This window comes from Marinobacterium weihaiense (genome assembly GCF_019061305.1).
GTDB classification, from domain to species: Bacteria; Pseudomonadota; Gammaproteobacteria; order Pseudomonadales; family Balneatricaceae; genus Marinobacterium; species Marinobacterium weihaiense.
The window spans coordinates 1-26523 of record NZ_JAHQZT010000008.1 but is presented as its reverse complement, the minus strand read 5'-3'; the positions used below and the strand labels follow the sequence as shown (position 1 = coordinate 26523).

Here is a 26523-nt window from a genome sequence, read left to right as displayed (position 1 = left end):
TCCCCGTGCGCCTCAGCGGCGTCGATACAGGCCGGCCATGCAGATCAGCAACCCGACCACCGACAGCAACATGCTGCCATTGACGATCAGCGGATGGCGTACCATGAACGGCACGAACGGATGATCCGCACCGGCGGCATCGCACTCGGCTGCCTGATAGTTCCAGGAACCGCCCTGATCCAGGCAGGCATCGGCCAGTGACAGGTCGTAGAAATAGCCGCCCATCAGCAGCAGCGCCGGCACCACCAGCAATATCAGTCCCAGTCGCAACATGGTCAGTCGTCGTCACTGATGCCGATATTGCTGACCCCTTCGTTGCGCGCCAACGCACGCAGCGAGGCCACAAAGTCGGGCGTGGGATGCTTGTGCGCCCGCAGCTGTTCCAGCACCTCGTCACGGAAGGCATCCTCGGCCTGCATCAGCTCATGGGTGTTGATCAGCTTGACCAGGTCCTCGTCGGACATTTCGTCATCGCCTTCGGTCACCTCCAGGAAGGTGGCCACGCACTCGCGCGACAGCTGACCGATGTTGGCCGCTTCACTGCGGTCCTTTTCCAGGATGCAGTTGAGGGTCGCGTTCAGGGCCACGATAGCGTCCAGCGCCGGCAGGGCTCCGTACATGTCGTATTCGTCCAGATCGGGCATGTTGGCTTCGACAGCTTCCTGCTGCACCTCGAAATTCATCTTGCCGGCGCGCCCGGTCAGGCTGTCCCAAACGCCATCCAGCACCTGGCGTATCTTGGCGACATCGCCAAACTCGACCAAACGTGCGAACAGCGCGAAATTGGGGAACATGCGTTCGGTCAGCGCCGCCGAGAATGCGGTCAGCTGCCAGGGCTCGAACGTTTCCAGCTCGGGCTCGAGATTCAGCAGTTCAGTCATGGGAGATCTCCACCTTGGTGTCTGTGCCGCTATTGTACGGCTTTGCTGCAGCAAGCTGTAGGGGGTCGGGGTGCTGCCGCGCTAAAGGTTTTACCTGATATACTGAGGCCCATTTGTTCATCCGATAACGAGAAGAATGATGAGTCACCCCCACCCCGTTGCCGCCCTGGTTCGGCTGCTGGACGGCTTCAGCGAATGGACCGGTCGCCTGGTCAGCTGGCTGACCCTGCTGATGGTCGTGGCCACTTTCGTGGTCGTCGTCATGCGCTATGTCTTTGAAGAGGGCAACATCGCGCTGCAGGAATCGGTCATCTACATGCACAGTTTCGTGTTCCTGCTCGGTGCCGCCTACACCCTCAAGCATGACGGCCACGTCCGCGTCGACATCCTCTACCGTCCGCGGGGCGAGAAGGGCAAGGCCTGGATCAACCTGTTCGGCACCCTGTTTTTGCTGCTGCCGGTCTGCGGCTTCCTGTTCTGGGTCTCCTGGGAGTACGTTGCCACCTCCTGGACGCTCCGGGAAGGTTCCCAGGAAGCGGGCGGTATTGCCTATCGCTATATTCTCAAATCCGCCCTGCTGGCCATGCCCGCCATGATGGTCCTGCAGGGCATTGCGGAGCTGCTGCGCAACCTGCTGGTCATCACCGGCAAGGGCCATCTGCCGTCTGCCGAAGAGGAGCATGCCCTGTGATTGAACTGCTGCCCCTGCTGCTGTTTGCCGGCGCCATCATTATTCTGCTGATGGGCTATTCCGTCGCCTTTTCACTGGCCGGCACCGGCCTGTTGTTCGCCGCCATCGGTACTCTCACCGGCCACTTCGACAGCGTGTTTCTGGAAGCCATTCCCAACCGCATCTTCGGCGTCATGAACAACGAAGTCCTGATCGCAGTGCCCCTGTTTGTGTTCATGGGCGTGATGCTGGAAAAGTCGCGTGTTGCCGAGGAACTGCTCGACACCATGGCGGCCCTGTTCGGTACCCTGCGCGGCGGCCTGGGCATCTCGGTCACCCTGGTCGGCATGTTGCTGGCGGCCAGTACCGGCATCGTCGGCGCCACGGTAGTGACCATGGGCCTGCTGTCGCTGCCCACCATGCTCAAGCGCGGCTACGACCCGGCCGTGGCCACCGGCACCATCTGTGCCTCGGGCACCCTGGGCCAGATCATACCGCCGTCGATCGTGCTGGTGCTGCTGGGCGATGTCATCTCCTCGGCCTATCAGCAGGCCCAAATCGACCAGGGTATCTTCTCACCGGAAACGGTGACCGTGGGCGACCTCTTTCTTGGCGCGCTGATTCCCGGCCTGCTGCTGGTGGCGGCCTATATTGGCTATATGGTGTTTGTTGCCATCACCCGCCCCGCAGCCGTGCCGGCCATCCCCGAAGCCGAACTGAACCAAATTACCAACCTCTGGCTGCGTGCATTGAAAGCGCTGCTACCGCCGGTGCTGCTGATCGGCCTGGTGCTGGGGTCCATCCTGGGCGGTTTTGCCACCCCGACCGAGGCGGCCTCGGTCGGCGCCGTCGGCGCCATCGGCCTGGCGCTGATGCGCCGTGCCCTGAATCTGCAAACGCTGAACGAGGTGATGCGCTCCACCACCCAGGTCAGCGCCATGGTGTTCATCATTTTGGTCGGTGCCTCAATCTTTTCGCTGGTGTTCCGCGGCTACGGCGGTGACGACCTGGTACGCGACTTCCTGAACGACCTGCCCGGCGGTGTGGTTGGCGCCATGGCAATCGTGATGCTGATCGTGTTCTTGCTCGGCTTCTTCCTCGACTTCATCGAGATCACCTTTGTGGTGGTACCGATCGTGGCACCGATTCTGCTCGCCATGGGACTGGATCCGATCTGGCTGGGCGTGATGCTGGCGCTGAATCTGCAGACCTCCTTTCTGACCCCGCCATTCGGCTTTGCCCTGTTTTATCTGCGCGGCGTGGCACCGCCTCATGTGTCCACCGGTCAGATTTACAAGGGCGTGGTCCCTTTCATTCTGATCCAGCTGGCCATGCTGGCACTGCTGGCCTGGCAGACTGGCCTGGCCACCTGGCTGCCGGCCCGCGTATACGGTTAACCGGTATCTGCAGAACCCGTTTACAAAATAACCAGCATGCGCCAAGCTGAGGATACCCGGTGTGCCTGACAAGCACGCGCGCCGGGGACATCAGGAAGGAAGGACTGAGTGCATGCTGGCAGATGAATTGTTCGAATTCAGGCCACCCGAGGCCCCTATCACGACGCGGTCACCATGGAAGGTGCTGAGTGTCGAAGATGACCCAACCTACCAGGCATCGCTGATTCACGCATTGAATCGGATCCGGGTAGATGACCGCCCCATCGAGGTGCTCTGTGCGCGCTCGGCTGTCGAGGCCGCCCGCATGCTGCCCGAGCATCATGACATCGGCATCATCCTGCTGGATGTGGTGATGGAAGAGGATGACGCCGGTCTGCGGCTGGTGCGAACCATCCGCGATGTCATCTGCAACAATCAGGTCCGCATCGTGCTGCTGACGGGCCAGCCGGGCATGGCCCCCCAGCCCGAAATTCTGCGCCAGTTCGATATCGACGACTACTGGTGCAAATCCGACCTGACCCATGAACACCTGACCTCGGTGATTACCGGCAACCTGCGCACCTGGGAACGTACCAGCCAGCTGGAACAGGCCCGCCAGGGGCTGCAGCTGATCGTCGAAGCATCCCAGGCACTCAGCAAGCGCCGCGATCTGGTCAGCTACACCCAAGGTGTACTGGAAACCCTGTCCGGCCTGTTACGTGTCGAGCAAGGCGGTATTCTGTGCGTGCTCAACAGCCCGGCGCAGCCGTTAAGCGAGTCCCGTATCCTTGCCGCCAGCGGCTGCTTCGAGCGCCTGCAAAACCAGACCCTGGCCGTGCCCGAACTGGACTTGTTCCGGCCCCTGCTGGTCCAGGCCGTTGCCCAGCGTGGGCACCTGTATGGCGAGCGCTACAGCGTGCTCTGCTTCACGGCAGACGAGCAGGCCTCGACCTACCTGACACTGGTAAAAACCGACCGCCAGCCCACCCCGGCCGAGATCAATCTGCTGAACGTGTTCTGTGAAAATGTCAGCAGCGGCTTTGCCAACCTGTCCCTGTACAGCCGCATGTCGCAACTGGCCTACCATGACCAGCTGCTCGACATCCCCAACCGCAACAGCCTGAAACGCAGCCTGCGCGCCCTGCGCACGGCCGAGCGCCAGCATCATGTGCTCTGGGTCATCCAGCTGGATGAGCTGAATGAAACCGCACTCTATTTCGGCGAGCCCTTCTGCGACCGCGTCCTGCAAAGCGTGCGCGACCGTCTGCGGTCACGCCTGCCGGACCAGCTGCTGCTGGCACGCACTGATCGACGCTCCTTTGCCGTGCTGATGCCGGCGGATACGGCTCCATCACTGCAGGACATGCTACCGATGCTGGCCGAGCCGGTTATCATTGATGGCGGTGAACACCAGATTTCGTCGGTGGCCGCGCTGCTGCCGCTCAGCCGCTGCGCGCACCAAGAGCCGGAACAGATATTGCGGCTGGCCGAACTGACCGTCGTGGCCGCCAAACGCAACGGCCAGCCGGCGGCCGAGTATGACCATACCCAGGAGCAGCAGATGCGCAACCGCTACGGCCTGCTCAACGAACTGCGTCAGGCCCTGCAAAGCCAGGCCCTGCAGATCGTGCTGCAACCCAAGGTCGAGCTGGTATCGGGCCAGGCGGTCGGTTTCGAGGCGCTGGTGCGCTGGCAGCACCCGGACGGGCGTGTTATCACGCCGGACACGTTCATTCCCGTGGCGGAAACGGCCGGGCTGATCAGCAAGCTGGACATGAACGTGCTGCAACAGACACTGAGTGTCTGTCGCGATTTCCTGCAGCAGGGAGTCGCCCTGCCGATATCGTTCAATACGTCTTCCATCGACCTGCTGCAGCCGGGCTACTTCGATGAGATGCTGGCGGTTATCCGCCAATCAGGGCTGCCGCTCGAACTGCTGGAGCTGGAGGTCACCGAGTCCCAGGCCATGGTCGAATACCGCAGCATCGCGCACCAGTTGCGCACCCTGATCGCACTCGGCATGGGGGTCAGCATCGACGATTTCGGCACCGGCTATTCCTCCCTGGCCCACATCACCGACCTGGCGGCGTCGGTCCTCAAAATCGATCGCACCTTCATTTCGCGCCTGGGTGAATCCGACGATGCCAACCATATCGTCGACATGATTTTGCGCCTGGGTGACCGTTTCGGCTTCCAGGTGATCGCCGAGGGGGTGGAAACCGAGCAGCAGCGCCAGCTGCTGATTGAAAAAGGCTGCCGGTATGCACAGGGTTACCTGTTTTCCCGTCCGCTGCCGCCCGAGCAGGCACTGGCATGGGCTCAGGCACATGCCTGACCCCGTGTACCACAAGTGATATCCCCAAACAGGGCGCCATCATGACGGAGCCACGACGATGCCGACGACACACCCTGAAACTCTGGCTGATACTGATGCTGCCACTGCTGCTCACTATCACCGCCAGTGCCTGGGTGACCTATACCGAGCTCTACCGCCTGCGACTGGATCCCGTCATCACCCACCATGACCGCCTGCTGGACCAGCTTGGCTACCAGCTGGGCCAGGAACTGGGTCACATTGGCCAGCTCACCCTGCTGCTCAAGCGCAGTCATGCCGTCGACAGCAGCCTGCAGCCGCACACACCGCCCCAACGCGCCCAGCTGGCACGTCACCTGGCCCGCTTCAGCCAGTCGTCGACCCTGATTTCACAGCTGTGCTGGCTGGACGCGCACGGCCATGAACAGGTCCGCGTCAACGTGATAGACGGCCGCCCACGCCCGGTGCCACAGGCCCGGTTGCAGGACAAGAGCCAGCGCTATTATGTGCAGGCCGCCCGGGCGCTGGCCGCCGATCATATCTACTATTCGCCACTGGACCTGAACATCGAGCAGGGCCAGGTCGTGCGGCCGCTGGAGCCGACCCTGCGCACGCTGGTCAAGACCGGGCTGGCGGATGATCTACACCCGGGATTGCTGGTCCTCAACTTCAACCTGCAGCCGTTTTTCCGGCAACTGCGCCAGCAGCAGGATGCCGTGACCCGCCCAGCCATGATCAACGCCGATGGCTACTGGCTACTGCACGCCGACCCAGCCCAAGAGTGGGGCTTTGCGCTGCAACAGCCCGAACAGACGCTACAGGCCCGCTATCCACAGCTCTGGCAACAGATGCAGAATGCGTCCAGTGCACGCGCCATCGAACGGCACGACCGGCTGTGGAGCTATGCCCGCATCGAGCCGGGCTACTCGGTCGGCAGCGATGCCGATACCCCTGCAACCCACTGGTTTCTGCTGATGTCGACACCGCCGGACATGCTCCCCGCACTGCGCCAGAGTCTGCTGCTGCCGATCGGCCTGATCAGCCTGCTGGCCCTGCTGCTGGGGGGCGCTCTGTTGTACCGCGTGGCCCACAGTGAAACCCAGCGCCGTCACCTGCTGGTTCAGCTCGAGCAGGAACAGACCTCCCTGAAACACACCAACACCGAATTGCAGCAGGCGCTGCAACACCAGCAGCTGCTGCAGGACGAACTGGTGGAAACGCGCAAGCTGTCCTCACTGGGCATGACCGTGGCCGGGGTGGCCCACGAGCTCAACACGCCGACCGGCGGTGCCCTGATGACCCTGAGTACGCTGGAAACCGACCTGCAACGCCTGCAGAGCGCCGTGGACGGCACGGGCCTGACCCGAACCGAGCTGACGGATTACATGACCCGCACCGCCTCCGGACTGGCACTGATCCGCCGTCACCTGGGCAAGGCCGGTGACCTGATCCGCCGCTTCAAGCGTCTGGCTCAGGACCGCAGTCTGGATGCGCCGGTGCGCTTCGAACTGCAGGAATGTCTGCAGGATCTGCAGCTCAGCCTGCAGCCGCGCCTGGCGGCACAGTCGGTGCAATTGAGCCTGGAGGTCCCGGCCTGCACTCTGTTCAGCCATCCGGGCATCCTGTCACAGGTGTTGCAGAATCTGGTGGAAAACGCGCTGAATCATGCCTTCACGCACGGCACGCCCGGGCATATCCAGGTGCAGGGGGAATATGCGCCCCCAGCGGATACGTCACAGACAGGTGCACACCCAGCGGATGCGCCGGAGCAGCTAATCCTGCATGTGCGCGATGACGGCAACGGCATCGAGCCCGCCTTGCAGCCGACCCTGTTCGACCCCTTCGTAACCAGCGGGCGCGGGCGCGGGCACACCGGGCTGGGACTGCACCTGGTCCACCAATGGGTAACGCAGGTACTCCAGGGCCATATCCAGCTGTACAGCCTGCCGGGCCAGGGAACCCGCTTCACCCTGACCCTGCCCATCGACCTCAGAGATCGTCAAACATCCCCTTGAGGCTGTTCAGCGTGGCCCGTCCACGGGCCCGGTTCTGTTCCGGCCGGGCATCGCCCCGGCCCTCGTGTTCGATATCCTCCGCCGGCAGTTCATCCAGAAACCGGCTGGGCATGCACTCCATCCATTCGCCGAACTGGCGCCGCTGCTTGGCCAGCGTCATGGTCAGGGTTTTCTGAGCCCGGGTGATGCCCACATAGGCCAGACGGCGCTCCTCCTCGATGGTATCCATCTCGATGCTGTTGCGGTGCGGCAGCAGCTCCTCTTCCATGCCCAGCAGGAACACATGGGGAAACTCCAGCCCCTTGGAAGCATGCAGGGTCATCAGCTGTACCCGGTCGGAGTCGTCTTCCTCATTCTGGCGATCAAGCATGTCGAGCAGCACCAGGCGTGCGATGGCATCCTCGATGCCTGCGCCTTCGTCGTCTTCCTGCAACCGTTCCAGCGTGGAGTGCAACGATTCGAGCAGGAAGTAGACGTTCTGCATCCGTTTTTCGGCCACCACCTCGCTGGAGGCGTTCTGGCGAATCCAGCCGGCGTAATCGATTTCCTCGATCAGCTCGTGAATGGCGGCGATGGGGTCGTCATCGCGGCAGCGCTCGTACAGACGGTCGATCAGGTGGCAGAAACGGCGCAGGCGCTCCACCGCCTGGGCGGACAGTGCCTGTTCCAGCCCCAGTTCGCCACAGGCCTGAAACAGGCTGACCTCGCGTCCCGAAGCATACTCCCCCAGCGCGTGCAGGGTGCTGGGGCCGATCTCCCGGCGCGGCAGATTGATGATGCGCAGAAAAGCGTTGTCGTCATCGCGGTTGATCAGCACCTTGAGGTAGCTCATCAGGTCCTTGATCTCGGCGCGGGCAAAGAAGGAGGTACCACCGCTGAGCTTGTAGGGGATCTGGTAGCTCTGCAGCTTCATCTCGATCAACCGCGACTGATGGTTGCCACGATACAGGATGGCGAAATCCCGGAAGGCGATGCGCTCGCGCAGGTGACGATCGAGGATTTCAGTCGCCACCCGCTCCGCCTCGGCATCGTCATTGCGCGCGTGAATCACCCGTAGCGGGTCGCCATAGCCCATTTCGCTCCACAGCTTTTTTTCGAACACATGCGGGTTGTTGGCGATCAGGGTGTTGGCCGCCTTGAGGATGCGGCTGGTGGAGCGGTAGTTCTGCTCCAGCTTGACCACTTTCAGACTGGGGAAATCGACCTGCAGCTGGGCCAGGTTCTCCGGCCGGGCGCCGCGCCAGGCGTAGATCGACTGGTCGTCATCGCCCACCACGGTCAGGCCGCTGCGATGCCCCACCAGCAGGCGTACCAGCTTGTACTGGGACAGGTTGGTGTCCTGGTATTCATCCACCAGCAGATAGCGGATCCGGCGCTGCCAGCGCTCCAGCACCTCGGCATGATCGGTGAGCAGCTGCACCGGCAACAGGATCAGGTCATCGAAATCGACCGCATTGTAGGCTCGCAGATGGCGGTTGTAGGCCTCGTAGGCGCGCGCTGCCAGGATGTCCTGCGGCAGCTCGGCTTCGGCCAGCGCCTGGTCCGGGGTCAACATGTCGTTCTTCCAGTTGGAGATCCGGTGCTGAATGTCGTTGAGCTGGTCGGTATCCTCGTCGTTCTGCAGCATCAGGTCGCGCAACAGGGCCTTGGTGTCCTGATCGTCGAACAGCGAAAAGCCCGACTTCAGCCCCAGGTACTTGCGCTCGCGGCGGATGATGTTAAGCCCCAAGGTATGGAAGGTGGAGACCGTCAGTCCGCGCCCTTCCTTACCCTGCAACAGCTGGCTGACACGCTCCTTCATTTCGCGTGCGGCCTTGTTGGTAAAGGTGACCGCCGCGATGTGCCGTGCTTCCAGGCCCGCCTCGCGAACCATCCAGGCAATTTTCTGCGTGATTACGCTGGTCTTGCCGGAGCCGGCACCGGCCAGCACCAGCAGGGGGCCGCCGATGTAGTGCACCGCTTCGCGCTGACGGGGGTTGAGTCTGCTCATGAAACCTCGAACATTGAAAAAACATTAAACTCGGCCGCAAGCCGGTCGATACAGTACCGGAAGCCTACGCAACTGCGGGCTCGGCCCCCTGACGACACGGCTCCTGCCCCCGCTGCGCCACCGTGCCGCACTGTTTTGGACACTGAACAACCGTGGTAATCTCGCTGGGCGAGTATCATTATCGCCTATTATGACATGGCCCCCTGATGAAATTCAGTTCCGCTGGACGGGATTAATTCAGGTGTGACGGGGAAGCAGTACCATGCACGCAGACACAGCCCATACCGATCCGGAATCGACCCAGCCGCCGCTGCTGCTGATCAGCGCCTCTGACGCGCTGGACGCCTGTTGGCAGGACTGGCTGCAGCCCTGGTGGCAGGGCGCGTTCAGCCGCTGCCACTCGGTCACCGCCGCCGCGGCCGTATTGCAGTCGCAGTTGCCGACCATCGCCCTGCTGGAATGCAGCGATGCCGACCAGGCCCGTCAGGGCCTGCGCCAGCTGCGCCTGCGACAATCGGGGCTGCCGGTGGTACTGCTGCTGCACGAAGCGCCCGTGGCACAGGAGTGGGACCCGCTGCTGAACGATCCCCGCAATGATCATCTGGTGCTGCCGGCCAGCAACCCGGACACGGTACGCCGCATTCTGCGGTACTGCTGTCGCCTGCTGGACACCGCACCGGCCCCGGCCCCGGCAGCCCCGGTGACACAACCCCAAGGATATGATCCCGAACTCTGGGCGGCGCTACAGCGCGAGGAGTTCGAATTGTTCTACCAGCCCCGCATCGACCTGCGCCTGGGCGCCATCTGCGGTGCCGAAGCGCTGATCCGATGGCGCCACCCCGAGCGCGGCCTGCAGCAGCCCGACAGTTTCATCCCCGCCTGCGAAGCCTCGGGGCTGATCGTGCCCCTGGGGTACTGGATCATTCAGGAGGTAGGTCGCACCCTGCCGGCCATGCAGGCGGCCGGGCTGGACGGCCGCATCGGCGTCAACCTGTCCTTTCGCCAGTTTCAGGACCGCCAGCTGGCCCCTACCATCGAGCGTCTGATGCAGAGCCACCGCATGGCCAGCCACGCCCTCGAATTCGAACTGACCGAGACGGCTCTGTGCAGCGACGAGGAACATGTCCGCGCCACCATCGACCAGCTCAGCCGCCAGGGCGTGGAGTTTTCACTGGACGATTTCGGCACCGGCTACTCCTCGTTCAGCCTGCTGCAGAAGCTGCCCATCACCACACTGAAAATCGACAAATCCTTTGTGGCCGGCATCCCCGGCAATGCGGATGACGAGGAGATCGTGCGCGCCATCATCAACCTGGCGCACAACCTCAACAAGCAGGTGATTGCCGAAGGCGTGGAAACCCGCGCCCAGCTGGAGTTCCTGATCCGCCACGACTGCGACCAGGTACAGGGCTACTTCTTCAGCCGCCCGGTCTGCCGCGAGCAGTTCCTGACCCTTCTCAGCCACGATCACCGTCAGCAAGCCCTCTGAACGCCAGCGCCTCCAGCAGCTGGGTGCGCTCGACCCGCGCCTGCCCGGCCAGATCCGCCAGCGTGCGCGCCACCCGCAACAGACGATGGCAGGCCCGCGCCGACAGCCGGCTGTGCTGCATCACCTGCACCAGCAGGGCCTGGGAGGCGCTGTCCAGCCCGCAGACCTGCTCCAGCTCGGACCCGCTCAGCTCGCGGTTCATACGCCCCTGACGCTGCAGCTGCCGTTCAAGCGCCGTCATCACCCGCGCCCGCACCTCGGCACTGGACTCGCCCTGCATCCCCGGGCTCAGCAGGGTTTGCGCCGGCAGTGCTGGCACCTGCAGCTGCAGGTCGATACGGTCCAGCAGGGGGCCGGAGATTTTCATCTGGTAGCGCCGAATCTGGTCCGGCGTACACAGGCAGCGATCCGTGCCGTCATCATGGTAGCCACAGGGGCAGGGGTTCATGGCCGCCACCAGCTGGAAGCGGGCCGGATAGCGGGTCTGGCGCGCTGCCCGCGAGATCAGGATCTCGCCGGTTTCCAGCGGCTCGCGCAGCACCTCCAGCACCCGCCGCGGGAACTCGGGCAGCTCATCCAGAAACAGCACCCCCTGATGGGCCAGCGAGATCTCGCCGGGCCGGGGGTGACTACCACCGCCCACCAGGGCGATGGCCGAGGCCGTGTGGTGCGGGTTGCGAAACGGACGCACGCCGGCACAGGCCGGCGCCACCGGCTGACCGGAGACCGAGGCAATGGCCGCCACCTCCAGCCGCTGATCACTGGCCAGGGGTGGCAATAGCCCCGGCAGACGCGCGGCCAGCATGCTCTTGCCGCTGCCCGGCGGGCCGGAGAACAGCAGGTTGTGCCCACCGGCCGCAGCCACCTCCAGTGCCCGCCGCGCCTGCAGCTGACCCTTGACCTCCGCCAGATCGGGCATGGCCGTCGCGCTCTGATCGTGCTCCTGTACCGGCAGCTGCGCAGGCAGCCGCTCGCGCCGGGTCAGGTGCCCTACCAGCTCCAGCAGATGGCTGGCGGCGAAGACTTCCGTGCCTTCAGCCATGACCGCCTCGGCGGCATTGTCGCGGGGCACCAGCAACGCCCGTCCCAGCTTGCCGGCAGCCACAGCAGCCGGCAGCACGCCACGCACCGGACGAATATCACCGGACAGCGCCAGCTCGCCGATCATTTCCACCGACGGGTTGGCCTGCCAGCCCTTGAGCTGTCCCGACGCGGCCAGGATGCCGATGGCAATGGCCAGGTCATAGCGCCCTCCTTCCTTGGGCAGGTCCGCCGGGGCCAGGTTAATGGTGACGCGACGCTGGGGAAAGTCGAAGCCGGCCGTGATCAGGGCGCTGCGTACCCGCTCGCGGCTTTCCTTGACCGCCGTTTCCGGCAGGCCAACGATCGACATGGAGGGCAGGCCCCCGGACAGGTGCACCTCGACCGCAACGGGCGGTGCCTCGATCCCGAGCTGGGCTCGGGTATGAATGACAGCAAGTGACATGGGGCCATCCTTGGCTCAAATGAAGGCGCGTCTCAGCGCGGGGTGTCGTCCTGCTGCTCCGGCGCAGCCGTTTCGGCGGCAGCCATGCCGTCGGACTCCAGCGCCGCCAGCCGGGCTTCCAGCTGCTCCAAACGCTCGCGAGTACGCAGCAGCACCGCCTGCTGGGCATCGAACTCGTCCCGGGTAACCAGATCCAGCTTGGCGAAACTGCCCTGCAGCAGCGTCTTGACCTGCTGCTGCAGTTCCTGCTGGCCCGGCATGTCCGGGCGACTGCCCAGCAGCTGGCTGAACTGGCTGGACAGGTTATCGATCAGTTTCTGGTGAATCATCCGGCTCTCCACATGCATAAGGGTATTCAGCCGTCACTATAAACCAGAACGCCGGCCAGGTCAGACCCGTAGCCGCGCACCAAATCGGTGCGTGCACGCTTTTGGTGCACTAAACCCGCCCTGTTTTACGCGTTTCAGGTCACCAATCCCCGGCTGGACTTGGCCCAGGAGAACCTAAGCGGCTGTTTTTCAACCGGATAAACAAATTGGCACAGGCTTCGCAAAGACCGGGTACAGGGCACGCCAGCCGCCATCGCGACCGGCCGCCACCTGAACAGTGAGCAAAGGAGCCACGCCATGAAACTGATCTCAGCGATCATCAAGCCGTTCAAACTCGATGATGTCCGCGAAGCGCTGTCCGATATCGGCGTACAGGGGATTACCGTCACCGAGGTCAAGGGCTTTGGCCGTCAGAAGGGTCATACCGAGCTGTACCGCGGTGCCGAATACATCGTCGATTTCCTGCCCAAGGTGCGCATCGACGCCGCCGTGGCCGACGACATCATCGACCAGGTGCTGGACGCCGTCACCAAGGCCGCGCAGACCGGCAAGATCGGTGACGGCAAGATTTTCGTCACCCCGCTGGAACAGGTTGTCCGCATCCGTACCGGTGAAACCGGCCACGACGCCCTTTGAGTTCACCTGACCACGATTCCGTTTATTTCTGGAGGATACAACCATGGAACCACTGCTGAATGCGACAGCCGGGGATCTGACCCAGCTGCAGTACGCGGTCGATACTTTCTACTTCCTGGTGTGTGGTGCACTGGTGATGTGGATGGCGGCCGGTTTCGCCATGCTCGAGGCCGGCCTGGTGCGTGCCAAGAACACCACCGAGATTCTGACCAAGAACATCGCCCTCTACGCCATCGCCTGTACCCTGTACCTGCTGTGTGGCTACTCCATCATGTACAGCTCCGACGCCGGCGGCGTGCTGCCCAGTCTGGGCGCCCTGATCGGTGACGAAAACAGCGTCGATGCCGTGCTCGCCGGCGGCGAGGATGCACCCTACTACTCGGCCCGCTCCGACTTCTTCTTCCAGGTGGTGTTCGTGGCCACCGCCATGTCCATCGTTTCCGGTGCCGTGGCCGAACGCATGAAGCTATGGGCCTTTCTGGCCTTCGCCGTGGTCATGACCGGCTTCATCTACCCGACTTCCGGCTACTGGACCTGGGGTGGCGGCTTCCTGAGCGAAGCGGGCTTCTCCGACTTTGCCGGCTCCGGTATCGTGCACATGGCCGGTGCCTCGGCCGCGCTGGCCGCGGTTCTGGTGCTGGGTGCCCGTAAAGGCAAGTACGGCAAGAACGGCGAGATCAACGCCATCCCCGGTGCCAACCTGCCACTGGCGACCCTGGGGACCTTCATCCTGTGGATGGGCTGGTTCGGCTTCAACGGCGGCTCCGAGCTGAAACTGTCCGATGTCGGTGAAGCCAACGCCGTGGCCGAAGTGTTCGTCAACACCAATGCCGCGGCAGCCGGTGGCGTGATCGCCGCACTGATTGTGGCCCGCCTCTGGTTCCGCAAGGCCGATTTGACCATGACCCTGAACGGCGCCCTGGCCGGCCTGGTCGCCATCACCGCCGATCCGCTGTCACCCAGCGCTCTGGCGTCCAGCCTGATTGGTGCCATCGGTGGCGCGCTGGTGGTAATGGCGATCGTCACCCTGGACAAGCTGCGCATCGATGACCCGGTCGGTGCCATCTCGGTCCACGGCGTGGTGGGCATCTGGGGCCTGCTGGCGGTGCCACTTAACAACGCGGATGCCACCTTCGGCGCCCAGCTGCTGGGGATCGTCTCCATCTTTGGCTGGGTGTTTGTGGCCAGTCTGATCGTCTGGCTGATCCTGAAGGCGGTCATGGGCATCCGTGTCAGCGAAGAGGAAGAATACGAAGGTGTCGACCTGGCCGAGTGCGGCATGGAGGCCTACCCCGAATTCTCCGGCGGCAAGAAGTAGTTCCGCCTCACCGAACCCGATTCAGGCTGCGCATAATATGCGCAGCCTTTTGATTATGAGTATACTGGCGCCAATGGTTGCTCCACCCGCCATCGGCTGGAGCCTAGTGGGACTGCCACAGATCTATGAGGACTTGAATGATGAAACTCGTCTCCGCGGTGATCAAGCCGTTCAAGCTGGATGACGTACGTGAAGCGCTGTCCGATATCGGCATTCAGGGCGTCACCGTAACGGAAGTAAAGGGCTTTGGCCGCCAGAAGGGCCACACCGAGCTGTACCGTGGCGCGGAATACGTGGTCGATTTTCTGCCCAAGGTGAAAATCGAAGTGGCCATCGATGACGACATGCTCGACCAGGTGATCGAGGCAATCAGCAAGACCGCCAACACCGGCAAGATCGGTGACGGCAAGATCTTTGTCATGCCGCTGGAGCAGGTGATCCGCATCCGTACCGGCGAAACCGGCCCCGACGCACTCTGATTCACAGCCGGCCCGTACCCTGATCGGGACGGGCCTGGCTGAGGCCGTCTCAACTGCCGGCGTTGCGCGCCGCGTCCCGAATCGCCTCACCTGCCTTTTCGATATCCTTTCCCGCTCCCTCGATGGTACTGCAACCGCTCACGGCGGTCCCCAGTGTCAGCAGCATCAGGCTGCTCAACAGCCAACCGGCAATTGTCGTGCGCATGGTCATATCCTCAATGAATCCCCGGCAAATCATACCGCTGTCGCCAATCGCCTGTCATTATGCCCAATCGGCCTATACTGCAAGCTGAACGGTTTTGTTGCAGGAGGCACCCGACATGTTGCGAGTTCGCCCGCTTACCGCTGCCGACGGCGCGCTGTTGAAGGCCATTGCCGCCGAATCCGGCACCGGCTTCACCTCGCTGCCCGACGACGACGCCCTGCTGGAGCGCAAGATCGAGCAGTCGATTCATGCCCTGCATCGGCCCGCCGAGGGCCCCTCGCCCGTCACCTACCTGTTCGTGCTGGAAAACAGCGACACGGGCGAAGTGCTGGGCACCGCCGGCATCACCTCGGCCGTGGGCCTGGACGCGCCCTGGTACCATTATCATATCGGCACCATCGTTCATGCCTCGCACCAGCTGGGCATTCACAACGAGTTCCGTACCCTGTACCTGTGCAATGACTACACCGGCAGCAGCGAGCTCTGCTCGCTGTATCTGCGCCCGGCCCACCGCGGCGGCGGCGGCGGCGGACTGCTGTCCCGAGCCCGCTTCCTGTTCATGGCCGAACACCGCCAGCGCTTTGCCGACCGTATCATTGCCGAGATGCGCGGCTTTACTGATCAGCACGACAGCAACCCCTTCTGGGAAGGGCTCGGCCAGCACTTCTTTGCCATGCAGTATCGTCAGGCCGACTTTCTTACCGGGTCGGGCAACAAGGTGGTGATCGCCGAGCTGATGCCCAAGCACCCGATCTACATTCATCTGCTGCCGCCGGAGGCCCAGGCCGTCATCGGCCAGGTGCATCCCAACACCGAACCGGCACGGCGACTGCTGCAGGCCCAGGGGTTCCGGTTCGAGAACTACGTCGATATTTTTGATGCCGGCCCGACGCTGGCGGCGCGTCCCGAGGAAGTGGACGCCATCCGGCGCAGCCGCCGGGTCGAGGTGGTGATCGACCCGACGCCGGCCCCCGAGGATGTCCGCCCCTGCCTGATCAGCAATACCGGCTGCAGCGACTTCCGCTGCATCCAGGCCCGCGTGCAGCCGACCCTCAACCGGGTGCGCCTGACTCCGGCGCTGGCCGAGGCCCTGGCGGTCACGGCGGGAGACCCGGTACGCCTGGTCAGTCTGCCGACGGCAGCAGGATCCTGAGCACCAGCCCCCCGTCGGCCCCGTTGCGGGCACTAAGGCTGCCGCCCAGCTGCGCAATCGCGCGCCGGGCAATACTCAGGCCCAACCCGAAGCCTTCACCCGCCTCCTGGTCGTCGCGCACAAAGGGCTCGAACAGGTGCGGCAGCAGATCCGGTGCCACACCGGGGCCGCTGTCGCTCAGTTCCAGCTCGAGCTGACCGTCCGCCAGACGCTGCAGCCGCAGCCGAGCCGCACAGGACTCCGGCGTGTGCCTGAGGATGTTTTCGATGCCGTTCTGCAGCGCCCGGCGCAGCAGTTCCACAGCGCCCCGGCCGTACAGTTCCTGTGCGGGCAGTGCCAGGCTGAAAGGCCGTTGCGGCTGGCGCAGCTGGACCTCGTCCGCCAGCTCGGAACAGAGCACTTGCAGCGAAAACCGGGTATCGGCATGGGCCTGTTGCTCACGGCTGACACTGAGAATCTCGCCGATCAGACGGTCCAGGCGGCCACACTCCCGGTTGATGCGCGCCAGCAGGGGATCCTCCTCGCTCAGTCGCTGCTCGAGCAGCCCGGCCGCCGCCTGCAGCCGGGCCAGCGGGGCACGCAGCTCGTGCGACACGTCCTGCAGCAGGCGCTGGCGGGACAGCAGCGTCTGTTCCACGGCCGCCACCATCCGGTCGAATTCGCGTGTCAGCTCGCCGATTTCATCGCGACGCGCACTGAGCGCGGGGTCGGCTCTCAGGGTCAGATCCTGGCCCTGATGTAAGGTGCGCACGTGCTCGCGCAGGCGGGTGATGGGCCGCACAATCAACGCGCCAAGCACCAGACCGGACAGGCCCGAGATCACCACAATCAGCACCATCTGCAGCGAAAACAGCCGTCCGAGCAGCCGTTCGGCAAACAAGGCCTTCTGCGGCAGCGCCACCCGAGCCAGGTATCGATGCCCCGTATCGGTGGTCAGTTCCAGCGGCAGCGTGCGCCGCGGCGGCTCATGCATGCCCGCCCTCAGCGGCGCCCCACTGTCAGCGTCAAACAGCCATAGCGGGACTGAATGACGACGCCCCGGCAACCGGTACCAGTCCGGCGTGCCCGCCTCGTAACGCGCCAGCATCAGCAGCGCCTGGCCACGGGCGCGGGCCTCCAACAGTTCCAGCCGGTGGCTGTGATCGTAGCGGCTGCTGAGCAGGACAAAGACACTGCCCATGCCTACCAGGCTGACCAGCCAGATCACCAGAAACATTTTCCAGAACAAACGTCGGTACCACTTCATGACGCGCTCCGGATAAACTGGTACCCCTGCCCGCGCACGGTCTTGATCAGTTCGACGTGCTCACCGGCCACAGCCGCCAGCTTCTGCCGGAGCCGACTGACATGCACGTCGATGGCACGGTCGTAGGCACTCAATTCACGGTGTAACACCCAGCGGGTCAGTTCGGCCTTGCCGAGTACCTGGCCGGCATGCTGCATCAGGTAGGCCAGCACGTTGAACTCGGCACTGGTCAGTGACAGCGGCGCGCCGGCAAAATGGGCTTCGCGACGGCCGGGATCCAGCTGCAGCGCTCCCTGTTGCAGCGTTCGGGTCGGAAAGGTCCCGTCGGTCGCCGAGCCTTGCGTACCCTCGCAACGGCGCAGAATGGCCTTGATACGCGCCGACAGTTCACGGGGATGACAGGGCTTGGACAGGTAGTCATCCGCGCCCATTTCCAGTCCGAGGATGCGGTCGATCGCCTCCCCTCGCCCCGTCAACATCAGCACCGGGACGGCACTGCGCGGACGCAGCTGCTGCAGCAGCTCAAGGCCGCTGATGCCCGGCATCATGATATCCAGCACCACCAGATCCGGTGTTGTCCGCTCCAGCTGCTGCAGGGCCGCCTCGCCCGAGTGGGCCAGCGTGACCTCATAGCCCTCGTGGCGCAGGTATTCGGACAGCAGGGCACAGAGCTCGCGGTCATCATCCACCAGCAGTAAGGTTTGCATCATCATTCCTCCTGACGCCATTCTAGCCCGGTCGCGGCCCGTGCCCGGATACCTTTACCTAACTTTACCCCACCGCCACACAACTTTGCGTGGACACCGGCCATACTGGCGACCGATCAATACAGGAGAGCATGTCATGAACACACGCACGATGATGGTATCCGCCCTGACCCTGAGCCTGCTGGCCGGTGGCAGCACCCTGGCCCATGCCGGTCAGAAAGCCGGCTGTGACCGCGCCGATCGGGCCGGCCAGCGCGTCGAGCACCTGACCCGCCAACTGGCGCTGGACAAGGCCCAGCAGGCCGCCGTCAAGGCCCTGTTTGCGGCGCGGACCGAGCGGAACGCGGCACACCCGCGCACACGGATGCGGGGGCTGGAGGCACTGGACCCCAATGCCAGCGATTACCGACAGCAGGTTCAGCGGCACATCGGCGAAATGCAGCGGCAACTGGCCGAATGGGTCCAGGCACGGGCCGATTTCAAGGCGTCACTCTTCGCCATTTTGACCCCGGAACAGGAACAGAAATGGGCTGCCCTGCATGACCGGCGCGGTCAGAGCGAACAACCGCGCAAGGGCCATCGCCATGAGGGCCCGCGCGATCACTGGTAAGCCCGACTCAGGTCTGGGCTGCCAGAGCGGTGCGCCCGCGACGTTCGCGCCGCTGGCTCAGCAGTGCCTGAGCCATGCCCGAGGCCATGATCAGCGCGCAGCCGGACAGTTGCAGGGGGGTCAGTGCCTGATCGAACAGTACCCAGCCGAACGTCACCACGGCGATGGGCTCCATGTAGGCCAGGGTGCCGAAGGTAGCCGCCGGCAGCTCGCGCAGCGCGATCACCGCAAACAGGATCGCCAGAAAGCCCGGCAGCAGCCCGGCCAGCAGCAGCCAGCCCCATTGCGGCGCGGCGATGCTTTCGCCCTGCTGCAGCATCAGCGGCAGCAGGCAAAGGGCCCCGGCCAGTAACTGGTACCAGCAGCGGGTATAGGCATGCACCCGCGCCGGCATGATGCGGTTCATCAGGATGAAGCCGGCATAGGCCAGCATCGCCAGTGCGGCGAATGCCATGCCGGTGGCATCAGCGGCCGACGCAAAGCTGAGCCGGAATTCCATCATCATGGCAAAGCCGAACAGGGCCAGCAGGATCAGGCCGACCGCCGCCAGGCCCAGCCGTTCTCCCAGCAGGAAGTGCGCCACCACCGAAGCCGCCACCGGCGACAGATAGACCATCATGATGGCGTTGGCCATGCTAGTGTAGAGCATGGCCTGGACATAACAGACGATAAAGGCCGCCAGCAGCACACCGTTGGCCAGCACCCGCCAGGACGGCCAAGTCAGCAGCAGACGCGCCTGTCCTGCCAGCAGCAGGTAGCCCAGCATCAGTGCGGCCCCGAAGCCCAGTCGATAAAAGGTGAGGGTTTCGGCGCTGAGACCGGCATAATTCGAGATCACGCCGATGGTACCCATCAGTACGGCCGACGCGACCGCCATGAACAGAAAAGGGGCTGATCCCGCCCCTTTGCTTGCTTGATGCATGCGCTCTCCTACGCGGATGTCAGCCCCAGTGTCGCCAGCCCGGCTTCGGCACAGGCGATGTCCTGCGCCTGGGACGCACCGGACACGCCGATCGCGCCGATGCACTCGCCGTCCAGCAGCAGCGGCAGGCCACCGCCCAGCAGCAGCATATCGGGATGGCTGTCCAACGCCGTCAGCAGGTGGATGTCCTGCTCGTTGCGCTCGCGGATGGCCTGGCTGGGAACCTTGAAGCCGGCCGAGGTGCGCGCCTTGCGCAATGCCAGCTGAGCCGTTTGCGGCGGCGCGCTGTTCAGGCTCAGCTGCGCCAGCGGCTGACCGTTGCGGCCCACCACGGCAATGCTGACCTGCACGCCCAGCCCTTCGGCCTGCTCAGCCGCCGCGGTCAGGGCCCTCAGCGCCGCGCGATAATCCAGGCTCGGCTGGGTCACGGTCAATGCGGTACTCTTCGACATGCCTTACTCCACGCGCTCGAACATCAGATCCCAGACACCGTGGCCCAGGCGCTCGCCCCGCTGCTGAAACTTGGTGACCGGACGCCATTCCGGCTGCGGCGCATACTGCCCCTCGCCGGCCTGGTTGCGATAGCCCTCGGCGGCGCTCATCACTTCCATCATGTGCTCGGCATAGTTTTCCCAGTCGGTGGCCATGTGGAAGCAGCCGCCGATGCTCAGTTTCTGGCGGATCTTCTGGGCAAATTCCGGCTGTACGATACGGCGCTTGTGGTGACGCTTCTTGTGCCAGGGATCGGGGAAGAACAGCTGCAGGGTATCCAGGCTGGCATCGGGGATGCACTGCGCCAGCACCTCGACGGCGTCGTCACAGTAGACGCGGATGTTGGTCAGGCCTTCCTCGGCCACCTGTGCCAGCAGACGGCCCACGCCCGGCGGATGCACCTCGATGCCGATGAAGTTCTTTTCCGGTGCCTGGCGCGCCATTTCCAGCAACGAAGCGCCCATGCCGAAGCCGATCTCCAGCACTACCGGCGCCTCGCGGCCAAACACTTCGGCATAGTCGATCATGCCGTCTTTCAGTTCCAAGCCGTATTGGGGCCAGTTTTCGTCCATTGCCCGCTGCTGGCCTTCGGTCATACGGCCGGCCCGTACCACGAAGCTGCGGATACGGCGGATCGGTTTCTGTTCGTCTGTCATGGTCACATCTGTCTGTTGGCGGGGCTCCACGGAGCCCCGAAAATTGCGTTTAGCGGCCGGTAATCAGGCCATCCAGCGGCGAAGAGGCACTGGCGTAGGCCTTGCGCGGCATGCGTACGGCCAGGTGGGCTTCACGTCCGGCCACCACCGCTTTCTGCATCGCCCGGGCCATCAGCACCGGATTTTGGGCACCGGCGATGGCGGAGTTGACCAGCACGCCGGCACAGCCCATCTCCATCGCCATGGCCGCTTCCGAAGGCGTTCCGATACCGGCATCCACCAGGATCGGTACCCGGGCTTCTTCCATGATCAGGCGGATGTTATGCGGGTTCTGGATGCCCAGACCCGAGCCGATCAGCGAGCCCAGCGGCATCACCGCCACACAGCCGATCTCTTCCAGCTGCTTGGCCACGATGGGGTCGTCATTGGTGTATACCATCACCTTGAAACCGTCCTTGACCAGCGTCTCGGCGGCCTTCACGGTTTCGATGATATTGGGGTACAGCGTCTTCTGGTCGCCCAGCACTTCCAGCTTGACCAGATCATGGCCGTCCAGCAGTTCACGCGCCAGGCGGCAGGTGCGCACCGCCTCCTCGGCCGTATAGCAGCCGGCCGTATTGGGCAACAGGGTGTAGCGGTCGGGGCTGACCACGTCGAGCAGATTGGGCTCGTCCGGGTTTTGACCGAGATTGGTACGGCGCACCGCCATGGTGACGATCTCGGCACCGCTGGCCTCGATGGCGGCACCGGTTTCCGCCATGTCCTTGTATTTGCCCGTGCCCACCAGCAGGCGGGAATTGAAGCGCTGTCCGGCAATAACCAGCGGGTCGTTGTGTTGCTGTTCTGACATCATCTATACCTGATAGGAAGTGGGTTGGACGCAGGACGGTCGGCGACTCAGCCGCCACCGATGGCGTGCACGATCTCGACCTGATCACCGGCATCGAGCCGGGTCGTGGCGTGCTCGCTGCGCGGGATGATTTCCAGGTTCAGCTCGATCGCGATCCGTTTACCGGTCAGCTCAAGCTGCTCGATCAGTTCGGCAAGGGTGGCGCCTTCGCTGACATCCAGCGCATCGCCATTCACCTGAATCTGCATGCTATTGATCCTGTTGAAAGATGGATACGGCCAGACTCAGCCAGCCGATAATGAAAGCGGTTCCGCCCAGCGGCGTGATGACCCCCAGCCAGTGAATGCCGCTCAGTGCCAGTACATAGAGACTGCCGCTGAAGCAGACGATGCCGACCAGAAACGCCAGCGCGCTGATCTTCAGTCCAAGGCCATTACAGCGCTGCTGCAACAGCCCGGTGACCAGCAGGGCGCCGACATGCCAGAACTGGTAGTCGACACCGGTCTGGAATACCTCCAGCAGGCGGCCGGTTAATATGGACCGGAGGCCGTGGGCGGCAAAAGCCCCCAGCGCAACGGCCAGCGCCCCTAACAGGGCGGCAGTAACCAGGGTAAAACGGGCAGTCATCGGCTCTCCCGGGCAGCATTATAACGGTTTTGCACAGTGTGCCTGAAATGAAAAAAGCCGCACGGGGCGGCTTCAGAGCGGCAGCTGTCGGCGCATCAGGCTTCCAGCATGGCGCCTCGAATCTTTTTCATCGCATTCTTTTCCAGCTGACGAATGCGTTCGGCCGACACCTGGTACTCAGCGGCCAGCTCGTGCAAAGTTGCCTTTTCATCGGCCAGCCAGCGTCGCGCCAGAATATTGCGACTGCGCTCATCCAGCGTTTCCATCGCCCCGAGCAGGCGCTGCTGGGAATCCTGCTCCCAGTTGGCCTCTTCCAGCTGCAGGGCCGGATCCGCGGAATGGTCTTCCAGATAGGCCGAGGGCGACAGGTAGGTGCTGTCCTCGTCTTCGCTGACCGGCGCATCAAAGGCGGTATCCGTCGAAGCCAAGCGCCCCTCCATCTGGCGCACGACCTTGGCGTCCACGCCCAGATCGGCCGCAACGGCTTCAACCTCGTCATTGGTCATCCAGCTCAGCTTTTTCTTCTGCGAACGCAGATTGAAGAACAGCTTGCGCTGAGCCTTGGTGGTGGCAATCTTGACGATGCGCCAGTTGCGCAGAATGAATTCGTGCATTTCGGCCTTGATCCAGTGCACGGCAAAAGAGACCAGGCGCACGCCCATGGTCGGATCAAAGCGCTTCACGGCCTTCATCAGGCCGACATTGCCTTCCTGGACCAGGTCGCCCAACGGCAGGCCGTAGCCGGAGTAGCTGCGGGCGATGTGGACCACGAAGCGCAGGTGTGACATGACCAGCTGGCGTGCCGCTTCAAGATCGCTCTGGTAATGCAGGCGTTCAGCCAGTTCCCGCTCCTCGTCAGCCGAGAGGATGGGAATGGCACTTACAGTCTGAACATAGGCGTCGATGTTGCGCCCCGGAGAAAGCTGTTCAATAACTTGCAAGCTGGTGCCCATTCAGGAATGACCTCACAAAACTCTTGGTTCACTGGGTAATACGGGTGCCAATACAACAAATGCCGCACCGGTTTGACGGTTGGATACCGATCGTGCCGGCAAGTTCCCGCCACCGGCGGCGAACACAAAAACTTAGCGCGAATCAGTCTAGGGAGCAAGTGTTGCCGTTGGTTTACACCCTGGACCTCCGGGCGCCGCTCACCGTGCAGCAGCGCCCGGAGCCGCGGCGCCCGGCGCGACGGCACCCGGGTCAATGTCACGCAGGTGGCGCGAGACGGCCAGCCAGGAGCCGGCCAGCCCCAGCACCACGGCGCTGGCCAGCATGGTCAGCGAGCCGCCCAGTCCCAGTCCCTGCAACGCAAAATCGGTCAGATATAGACTGGCCAGCGCCTGCGCCGGTTGTGCCAGCATCAACAGTGCCAGCTGTACCAGCAGCCAGGCCAGCACGCCGCCCAGCAGCCCAAACCAGAAACCGCTGTACAGGAAGGGGCGCCGTACCCAGGCATCGGTGGCCCCCACCAGCTTGCTAACCAGAATTTCGTCCCGACGGCTTTCAATGGTCATGCGCACGGTGTTGCCCACTACCAGTAGCACGGCGAGCGCCAGCAACCCGCCCAGCACATAGCTGCCGCGACCAGCCAGCATCAGAATAGCATCCAACCGCTGGACCCACTCCATGTCCAGTGCCGCCTCTTCCACACCGGGCAGCGCCGCCAGATCACTGCGCAGCAGCGGCAGCTGCAGCGGGTCCGTATCACGCGGCAGCACCATGATCACCGCCGGCAGCGGGTTGTCTTCAAAGCTGTCCAGCAGGTCGGCAAAGGCACTGTACTCGCGAAACTCCTCCAGCCCCTTCTGGCGACTAATCAGCTCGACCGAGTTCAGATCCTCACGCAGCAGCAGCTCGCGGCTGAAACGGTCAATCGCCTCATCACTGAGATCCGTCTGCATGTACAGCGAAATACGTGGCTGCGGCTCCCAGCCGTTGGTCAGCCCCTGCAGATTGCCCAGTGCCGCCAGCAGAAAGCCGGGCAGTGCCAGGGCAATAGCCAGCACGGCCAGCGTCATCAGCGAGGCGATCGGCGTCTGCTTGAGACGCAGCAGCGCCTCGCGGGCCACACTCAAGTGGTGACGGCGCCAGCTGCGGCTGCGATCGGCAAACTGAACCCGATGCTGCTGCGCACCCCGTTTGGGCGGAGCGGCCGGTCGCGGCTCTGGCTGGCGCAGCGTTGCCTGCCCCTTGCGTTCCGGTTTAGCCATCGGCCACCAGCCTCCCGTTTTTCAGTGTCAGCATACGGTGCTGCATGCGGTTGATCAGTGACAGGTCATGACTGGCAATCAGCACGGTGGTGCCGATGCTGTTGAACTGGCCGAACAGCCGCATGATGTCTTCGGACAGTTGCGGGTCCAGGTTACCGGTGGGCTCGTCCGCCAGCAGCAGCCGGGGCTTGTGCACGATAGCCCGCGCAATGCCGACCCGCTGCTGCTCGCCGGTGGAAAGCGTGATCGGGTTGTGTTTTTCCCGCGCCAGCAGCCCCACCTTGTCCAGCGCCGCCCGCGCCCGCCGGGCGGCATCGGCCGGGTCATAGCCACTGACCTGAAGCGGCAGCGCCACATTGTCGAAAATGGACCGATCGAACAGCAGCTGATGGTTCTGGAACACCACGCCGATCTTGCGCCGCAGGTAGGGAATCTGCGAGCGGTGCAGGCGAGACAGATCCTGCTGGCCGATCCAGACCTGTCCCCGGCTGGGGCGATCCATCAGCATGATCAGCTTGAGCAGGGTACTCTTGCCGGCACCGGAGTGCCCGGTCAGGAATGCCATCTCACCCGATGCGAGCTCGAAATCCACCCCCAGCAGGGCATCGTGGCCGCTGGCATAGCGCTTAAAGACATTACTGAACCGGATTGCGGTCATGACTACCTCAGTCGAACAGGGCCTTGACGAATTCGTCCGCCTCGAACGGGCGCAGGTCGTCGACCTGTTCACCTACCCCGATAAAGCGAATCGGCAGTTCAAATTGCTTGGCGATGGCAAAAATGATGCCACCCTTGGCGGTGCCGTCGAGTTTGGTCAGGGTAATGCCGCTGACACCGACCGACTCCTTGAACTGCTTGGCCTGGCTGATGGCATTCTGACCGGTACCGGCATCCAGCACCAGCATCACTTCATGGGGCGCGTCCGGGTCCAGCTTCTGCATCACGCGCACCACCTTCTGCAGCTCCTGCATCAGATTGTCCTTGTTCTGCAAACGACCGGCGGTATCCGCAATCAGCACATCCACACCTCGAGACTGCGCCGACTGCAGCGCATCGAAGATGACCGAGGCCGAATCGGCGCCGGTATGCTGCGCCACCACAGGCACGTTGTTGCGCTCGCCCCAGACCTGCAGCTGCTCCACCGCCGCGGCGCGGAAGGTATCACCTGCCGCCAGCATGACTGACTTGCCTTCGGTCTGGAACTTCTTCGCCAGCTTGCCGATGGTGGTGGTCTTGCCCACCCCGTTGACACCGACCATCAAAATCACCGCCGGCTTCTTGGCAGGCAGCGTCAGCGGATGCTCAACACCACCCAGCAGCGCGGCCAGCTCTTCCTGCAGCGCGACTTTCAGCGCATCGGCATCGGTCAGCTGCTTGCGCTCGACCCGGTCGGTCAAACGCTCGATGATCTCGGTGGTCGCTTCCACGCCCACATCCGCCATCAACAACGTGGTCTCGATCTCCTCCAGCAGATCCTCATCGATCTCCTTGGCGCCCAGGAACAGATCGCCCAGCTGTTCGGTCAGGTTGGCCTTGGTGCGGCTCAGGCCGTTCTTGATGCGGGCAAAGAAACCACCTGTCTTGTCCTCGCCGGCCGCCTGTGCGGCCTCGGCCGCTTCACGCGCTGCCCGCTCTTCGGCCGCCTTATGTTCCGCTTCTTCCTGCGCCTTACGGGCGGCTTCGGCTTCCGCCTGACGTGCTGCCTCGGCGGCTTTTTCAGCTGCGATACGTTCCGCTTCCTCGCGCGCCTGACGTTCAGCCGCTTCACGCGCCGCCTGATCTTCGGCCGCCTTGCGTTCCGCTTCTTCCTGCGCCTTACGGGCGGCTTCGGCTTCCACCTGACGTGCTGCCTCGGCGGC

28 protein-coding genes are annotated in these 26523 nt (G+C 63.6%); 10 read left to right on the top strand and 18 right to left on the bottom strand.

The genetic code is table 11. The features are described from left to right. Positions 1 to 12: 12 nt before the first annotated feature. Positions 13 to 273, bottom strand: a complete 261-nt coding sequence (locus KTN04_RS07755) for a hypothetical protein (protein WP_217334653.1) — start codon at positions 271 to 273, stop codon at positions 13 to 15. 2 nt (positions 274 to 275) lie between these two features. Then, positions 276 to 881, bottom strand: a complete 606-nt coding sequence (locus KTN04_RS07750; protein WP_217334652.1) for a YjaG family protein — start codon at positions 879 to 881, stop codon at positions 276 to 278. A gap of 139 nt (positions 882 to 1020) precedes the next feature. Between KTN04_RS07750 and KTN04_RS07745 the strand changes: the two genes are divergently transcribed. The 4 genes from KTN04_RS07745 to KTN04_RS07730 all read left to right on the top strand — a co-directional run bounded on the left by KTN04_RS07745 (position 1021) and on the right by KTN04_RS07730 (position 7256). Next, on the top strand, positions 1021 to 1572 hold the full coding sequence (locus KTN04_RS07745) for a TRAP transporter small permease subunit (RefSeq protein WP_217334651.1): 552 nt from the start codon (positions 1021 to 1023) through the stop codon (positions 1570 to 1572). Next, on the top strand, positions 1569 to 2948 hold the full coding sequence (locus KTN04_RS07740; RefSeq protein WP_217334650.1) for a TRAP transporter large permease: 1380 nt from the start codon (positions 1569 to 1571) through the stop codon (positions 2946 to 2948). Before KTN04_RS07745 ends, KTN04_RS07740 begins: the two co-directional genes overlap by 4 nt. 112 nt (positions 2949 to 3060) lie before the next feature. Beyond that, a complete protein-coding gene (locus tag KTN04_RS07735; RefSeq protein ID WP_217334649.1) occupies positions 3061 to 5262 on the top strand; it encodes an EAL domain-containing protein in 2202 nt (733 codons plus the stop codon). Positions 5263 to 5303: 41 nt separating this feature from the next. Next, positions 5304 to 7256, top strand: coding sequence for a sensor histidine kinase (locus tag KTN04_RS07730; protein WP_217334648.1), 1953 nt, complete (start codon positions 5304 to 5306; stop codon positions 7254 to 7256). On the opposite strand, the gene rep is transcribed toward KTN04_RS07730, so the two are convergent. Beyond that, complete coding sequence (gene rep / locus KTN04_RS07725) at positions 7231 to 9246, bottom strand: DNA helicase Rep (protein WP_217334647.1); 2016 nt, start codon at positions 9244 to 9246, stop codon at positions 7231 to 7233. The two genes, KTN04_RS07730 and rep, sit on opposite strands and share 26 nt — an antisense overlap. A gap of 262 nt (positions 9247 to 9508) precedes the next feature. On the opposite strand from rep, the gene KTN04_RS07720 reads away from it, so the two are divergent. Continuing rightward, positions 9509 to 10735 carry a putative bifunctional diguanylate cyclase/phosphodiesterase gene (locus tag KTN04_RS07720; protein WP_217334646.1) on the top strand — a complete coding sequence of 409 codons (1227 nt, stop codon included), beginning with the start codon at positions 9509 to 9511 and terminating at the stop codon, positions 10733 to 10735. On the opposite strand, the gene KTN04_RS07715 is transcribed toward KTN04_RS07720, so the two are convergent. Both KTN04_RS07715 and KTN04_RS07710 read right to left on the bottom strand, forming a co-directional pair. Next, positions 10704 to 12221: a YifB family Mg chelatase-like AAA ATPase gene (locus KTN04_RS07715; RefSeq protein ID WP_217334645.1), complete on the bottom strand. Its 1518-nt coding sequence runs from the start codon at positions 12219 to 12221 to the stop codon at positions 10704 to 10706. The genes KTN04_RS07720 and KTN04_RS07715 overlap by 32 nt on opposite strands. A gap of 32 nt (positions 12222 to 12253) precedes the next feature. Further along, entirely contained in the window at positions 12254 to 12550 is a 297-nt protein-coding gene (locus tag KTN04_RS07710; protein ID WP_217334644.1) for an accessory factor UbiK family protein, read from the bottom strand. A 297-nt stretch (positions 12551 to 12847) separates the two neighbouring features. Between KTN04_RS07710 and glnK (KTN04_RS07705) the strand changes: the two genes are divergently transcribed. From glnK (KTN04_RS07705) to glnK (KTN04_RS07695), 3 genes are all read left to right on the top strand, one after another. Beyond that, entirely contained in the window at positions 12848 to 13186 is a 339-nt protein-coding gene (gene glnK / locus KTN04_RS07705) for a P-II family nitrogen regulator (RefSeq protein WP_217334643.1), read from the top strand. A gap of 43 nt (positions 13187 to 13229) precedes the next feature. Next, positions 13230 to 14504 (top strand): ammonium transporter, encoded by a 1275-nt coding sequence (locus tag KTN04_RS07700; RefSeq protein ID WP_217334642.1) that lies wholly within the window; start codon positions 13230 to 13232, stop codon positions 14502 to 14504. A 140-nt stretch (positions 14505 to 14644) separates the two neighbouring features. Beyond that, positions 14645 to 14983 (top strand): P-II family nitrogen regulator, encoded by a 339-nt coding sequence (glnK, locus tag KTN04_RS07695; protein WP_106591655.1) that lies wholly within the window; start codon positions 14645 to 14647, stop codon positions 14981 to 14983. A 49-nt stretch (positions 14984 to 15032) separates the two neighbouring features. On the opposite strand, the gene KTN04_RS07690 is transcribed toward glnK (KTN04_RS07695), so the two are convergent. Further along, positions 15033 to 15188 (bottom strand): entericidin A/B family lipoprotein, encoded by a 156-nt coding sequence (locus KTN04_RS07690; RefSeq protein WP_217334641.1) that lies wholly within the window; start codon positions 15186 to 15188, stop codon positions 15033 to 15035. Positions 15189 to 15303: 115 nt separating this feature from the next. On the opposite strand from KTN04_RS07690, the gene astA reads away from it, so the two are divergent. Further along, positions 15304 to 16341 (top strand): arginine N-succinyltransferase, encoded by a 1038-nt coding sequence (gene astA, locus KTN04_RS07685; RefSeq protein WP_217334640.1) that lies wholly within the window; start codon positions 15304 to 15306, stop codon positions 16339 to 16341. Here astA and KTN04_RS07680 read toward each other — a convergent pair. Together KTN04_RS07680 and KTN04_RS07675 are read right to left on the bottom strand one after the other, a co-directional pair. Next, positions 16313 to 17587: a HAMP domain-containing sensor histidine kinase gene (locus tag KTN04_RS07680; protein ID WP_217334639.1), complete on the bottom strand. Its 1275-nt coding sequence runs from the start codon at positions 17585 to 17587 to the stop codon at positions 16313 to 16315. The genes astA and KTN04_RS07680 overlap by 29 nt on opposite strands. Next, positions 17584 to 18297 (bottom strand): response regulator, encoded by a 714-nt coding sequence (locus tag KTN04_RS07675; protein ID WP_217334638.1) that lies wholly within the window; start codon positions 18295 to 18297, stop codon positions 17584 to 17586. Before KTN04_RS07675 ends, KTN04_RS07680 begins: the two co-directional genes overlap by 4 nt. 133 nt (positions 18298 to 18430) lie before the next feature. Here KTN04_RS07675 and KTN04_RS07670 point away from each other — a divergent pair, with 133 nt between their 5' ends. Next, positions 18431 to 18904: a Spy/CpxP family protein refolding chaperone gene (locus tag KTN04_RS07670; protein WP_217334637.1), complete on the top strand. Its 474-nt coding sequence runs from the start codon at positions 18431 to 18433 to the stop codon at positions 18902 to 18904. Positions 18905 to 18911: 7 nt separating this feature from the next. Here KTN04_RS07670 and KTN04_RS07665 read toward each other — a convergent pair whose 3' ends face one another. The 10 genes from KTN04_RS07665 to ftsY all read right to left on the bottom strand — a co-directional run. Continuing rightward, entirely contained in the window at positions 18912 to 19826 is a 915-nt protein-coding gene (locus tag KTN04_RS07665; protein ID WP_217334636.1) for a DMT family transporter, read from the bottom strand. An 8-nt stretch (positions 19827 to 19834) separates the two neighbouring features. Further along, positions 19835 to 20278 carry a GlcG/HbpS family heme-binding protein gene (locus tag KTN04_RS07660; protein WP_217334635.1) on the bottom strand — a complete coding sequence of 148 codons (444 nt, stop codon included), beginning with the start codon at positions 20276 to 20278 and terminating at the stop codon, positions 19835 to 19837. Between the two features lie 3 nt (positions 20279 to 20281). Beyond that, the gene (trmB, locus tag KTN04_RS07655) at positions 20282 to 20974 is read right to left on the bottom strand and encodes a tRNA (guanosine(46)-N7)-methyltransferase TrmB (protein ID WP_217334634.1); all 693 of its coding nucleotides are present in this window, start codon (positions 20972 to 20974) and stop codon (positions 20282 to 20284) included. 49 nt (positions 20975 to 21023) lie between these two features. Beyond that, entirely contained in the window at positions 21024 to 21824 is an 801-nt protein-coding gene (locus tag KTN04_RS07650; protein ID WP_217334633.1) for a thiazole synthase, read from the bottom strand. Between the two features lie 47 nt (positions 21825 to 21871). Then, on the bottom strand, positions 21872 to 22072 hold the full coding sequence (gene thiS / locus KTN04_RS07645) for a sulfur carrier protein ThiS (protein WP_217334632.1): 201 nt from the start codon (positions 22070 to 22072) through the stop codon (positions 21872 to 21874). Between the two features lies 1 nt (position 22073). After that, positions 22074 to 22451: a DUF423 domain-containing protein gene (locus tag KTN04_RS07640; protein ID WP_217334631.1), complete on the bottom strand. Its 378-nt coding sequence runs from the start codon at positions 22449 to 22451 to the stop codon at positions 22074 to 22076. A 95-nt stretch (positions 22452 to 22546) separates the two neighbouring features. Beyond that, positions 22547 to 23404, bottom strand: coding sequence for an RNA polymerase sigma factor RpoH (rpoH, locus tag KTN04_RS07635; protein ID WP_217334630.1), 858 nt, complete (start codon positions 23402 to 23404; stop codon positions 22547 to 22549). A gap of 198 nt (positions 23405 to 23602) precedes the next feature. Beyond that, the gene (gene ftsX, locus KTN04_RS07630) at positions 23603 to 24664 is read right to left on the bottom strand and encodes a permease-like cell division protein FtsX (protein WP_217334629.1); all 1062 of its coding nucleotides are present in this window, start codon (positions 24662 to 24664) and stop codon (positions 23603 to 23605) included. Beyond that, a complete protein-coding gene (ftsE, locus tag KTN04_RS07625; protein ID WP_217334628.1) occupies positions 24657 to 25322 on the bottom strand; it encodes a cell division ATP-binding protein FtsE in 666 nt (221 codons plus the stop codon). The genes ftsX and ftsE overlap by 8 nt, the downstream gene beginning before the upstream one ends. A gap of 7 nt (positions 25323 to 25329) precedes the next feature. Then, a partial coding sequence (gene ftsY / locus KTN04_RS07620; protein ID WP_254262445.1) for a signal recognition particle-docking protein FtsY occupies positions 25330 to 26523 on the bottom strand: 1194 nt, incomplete at its 5' end.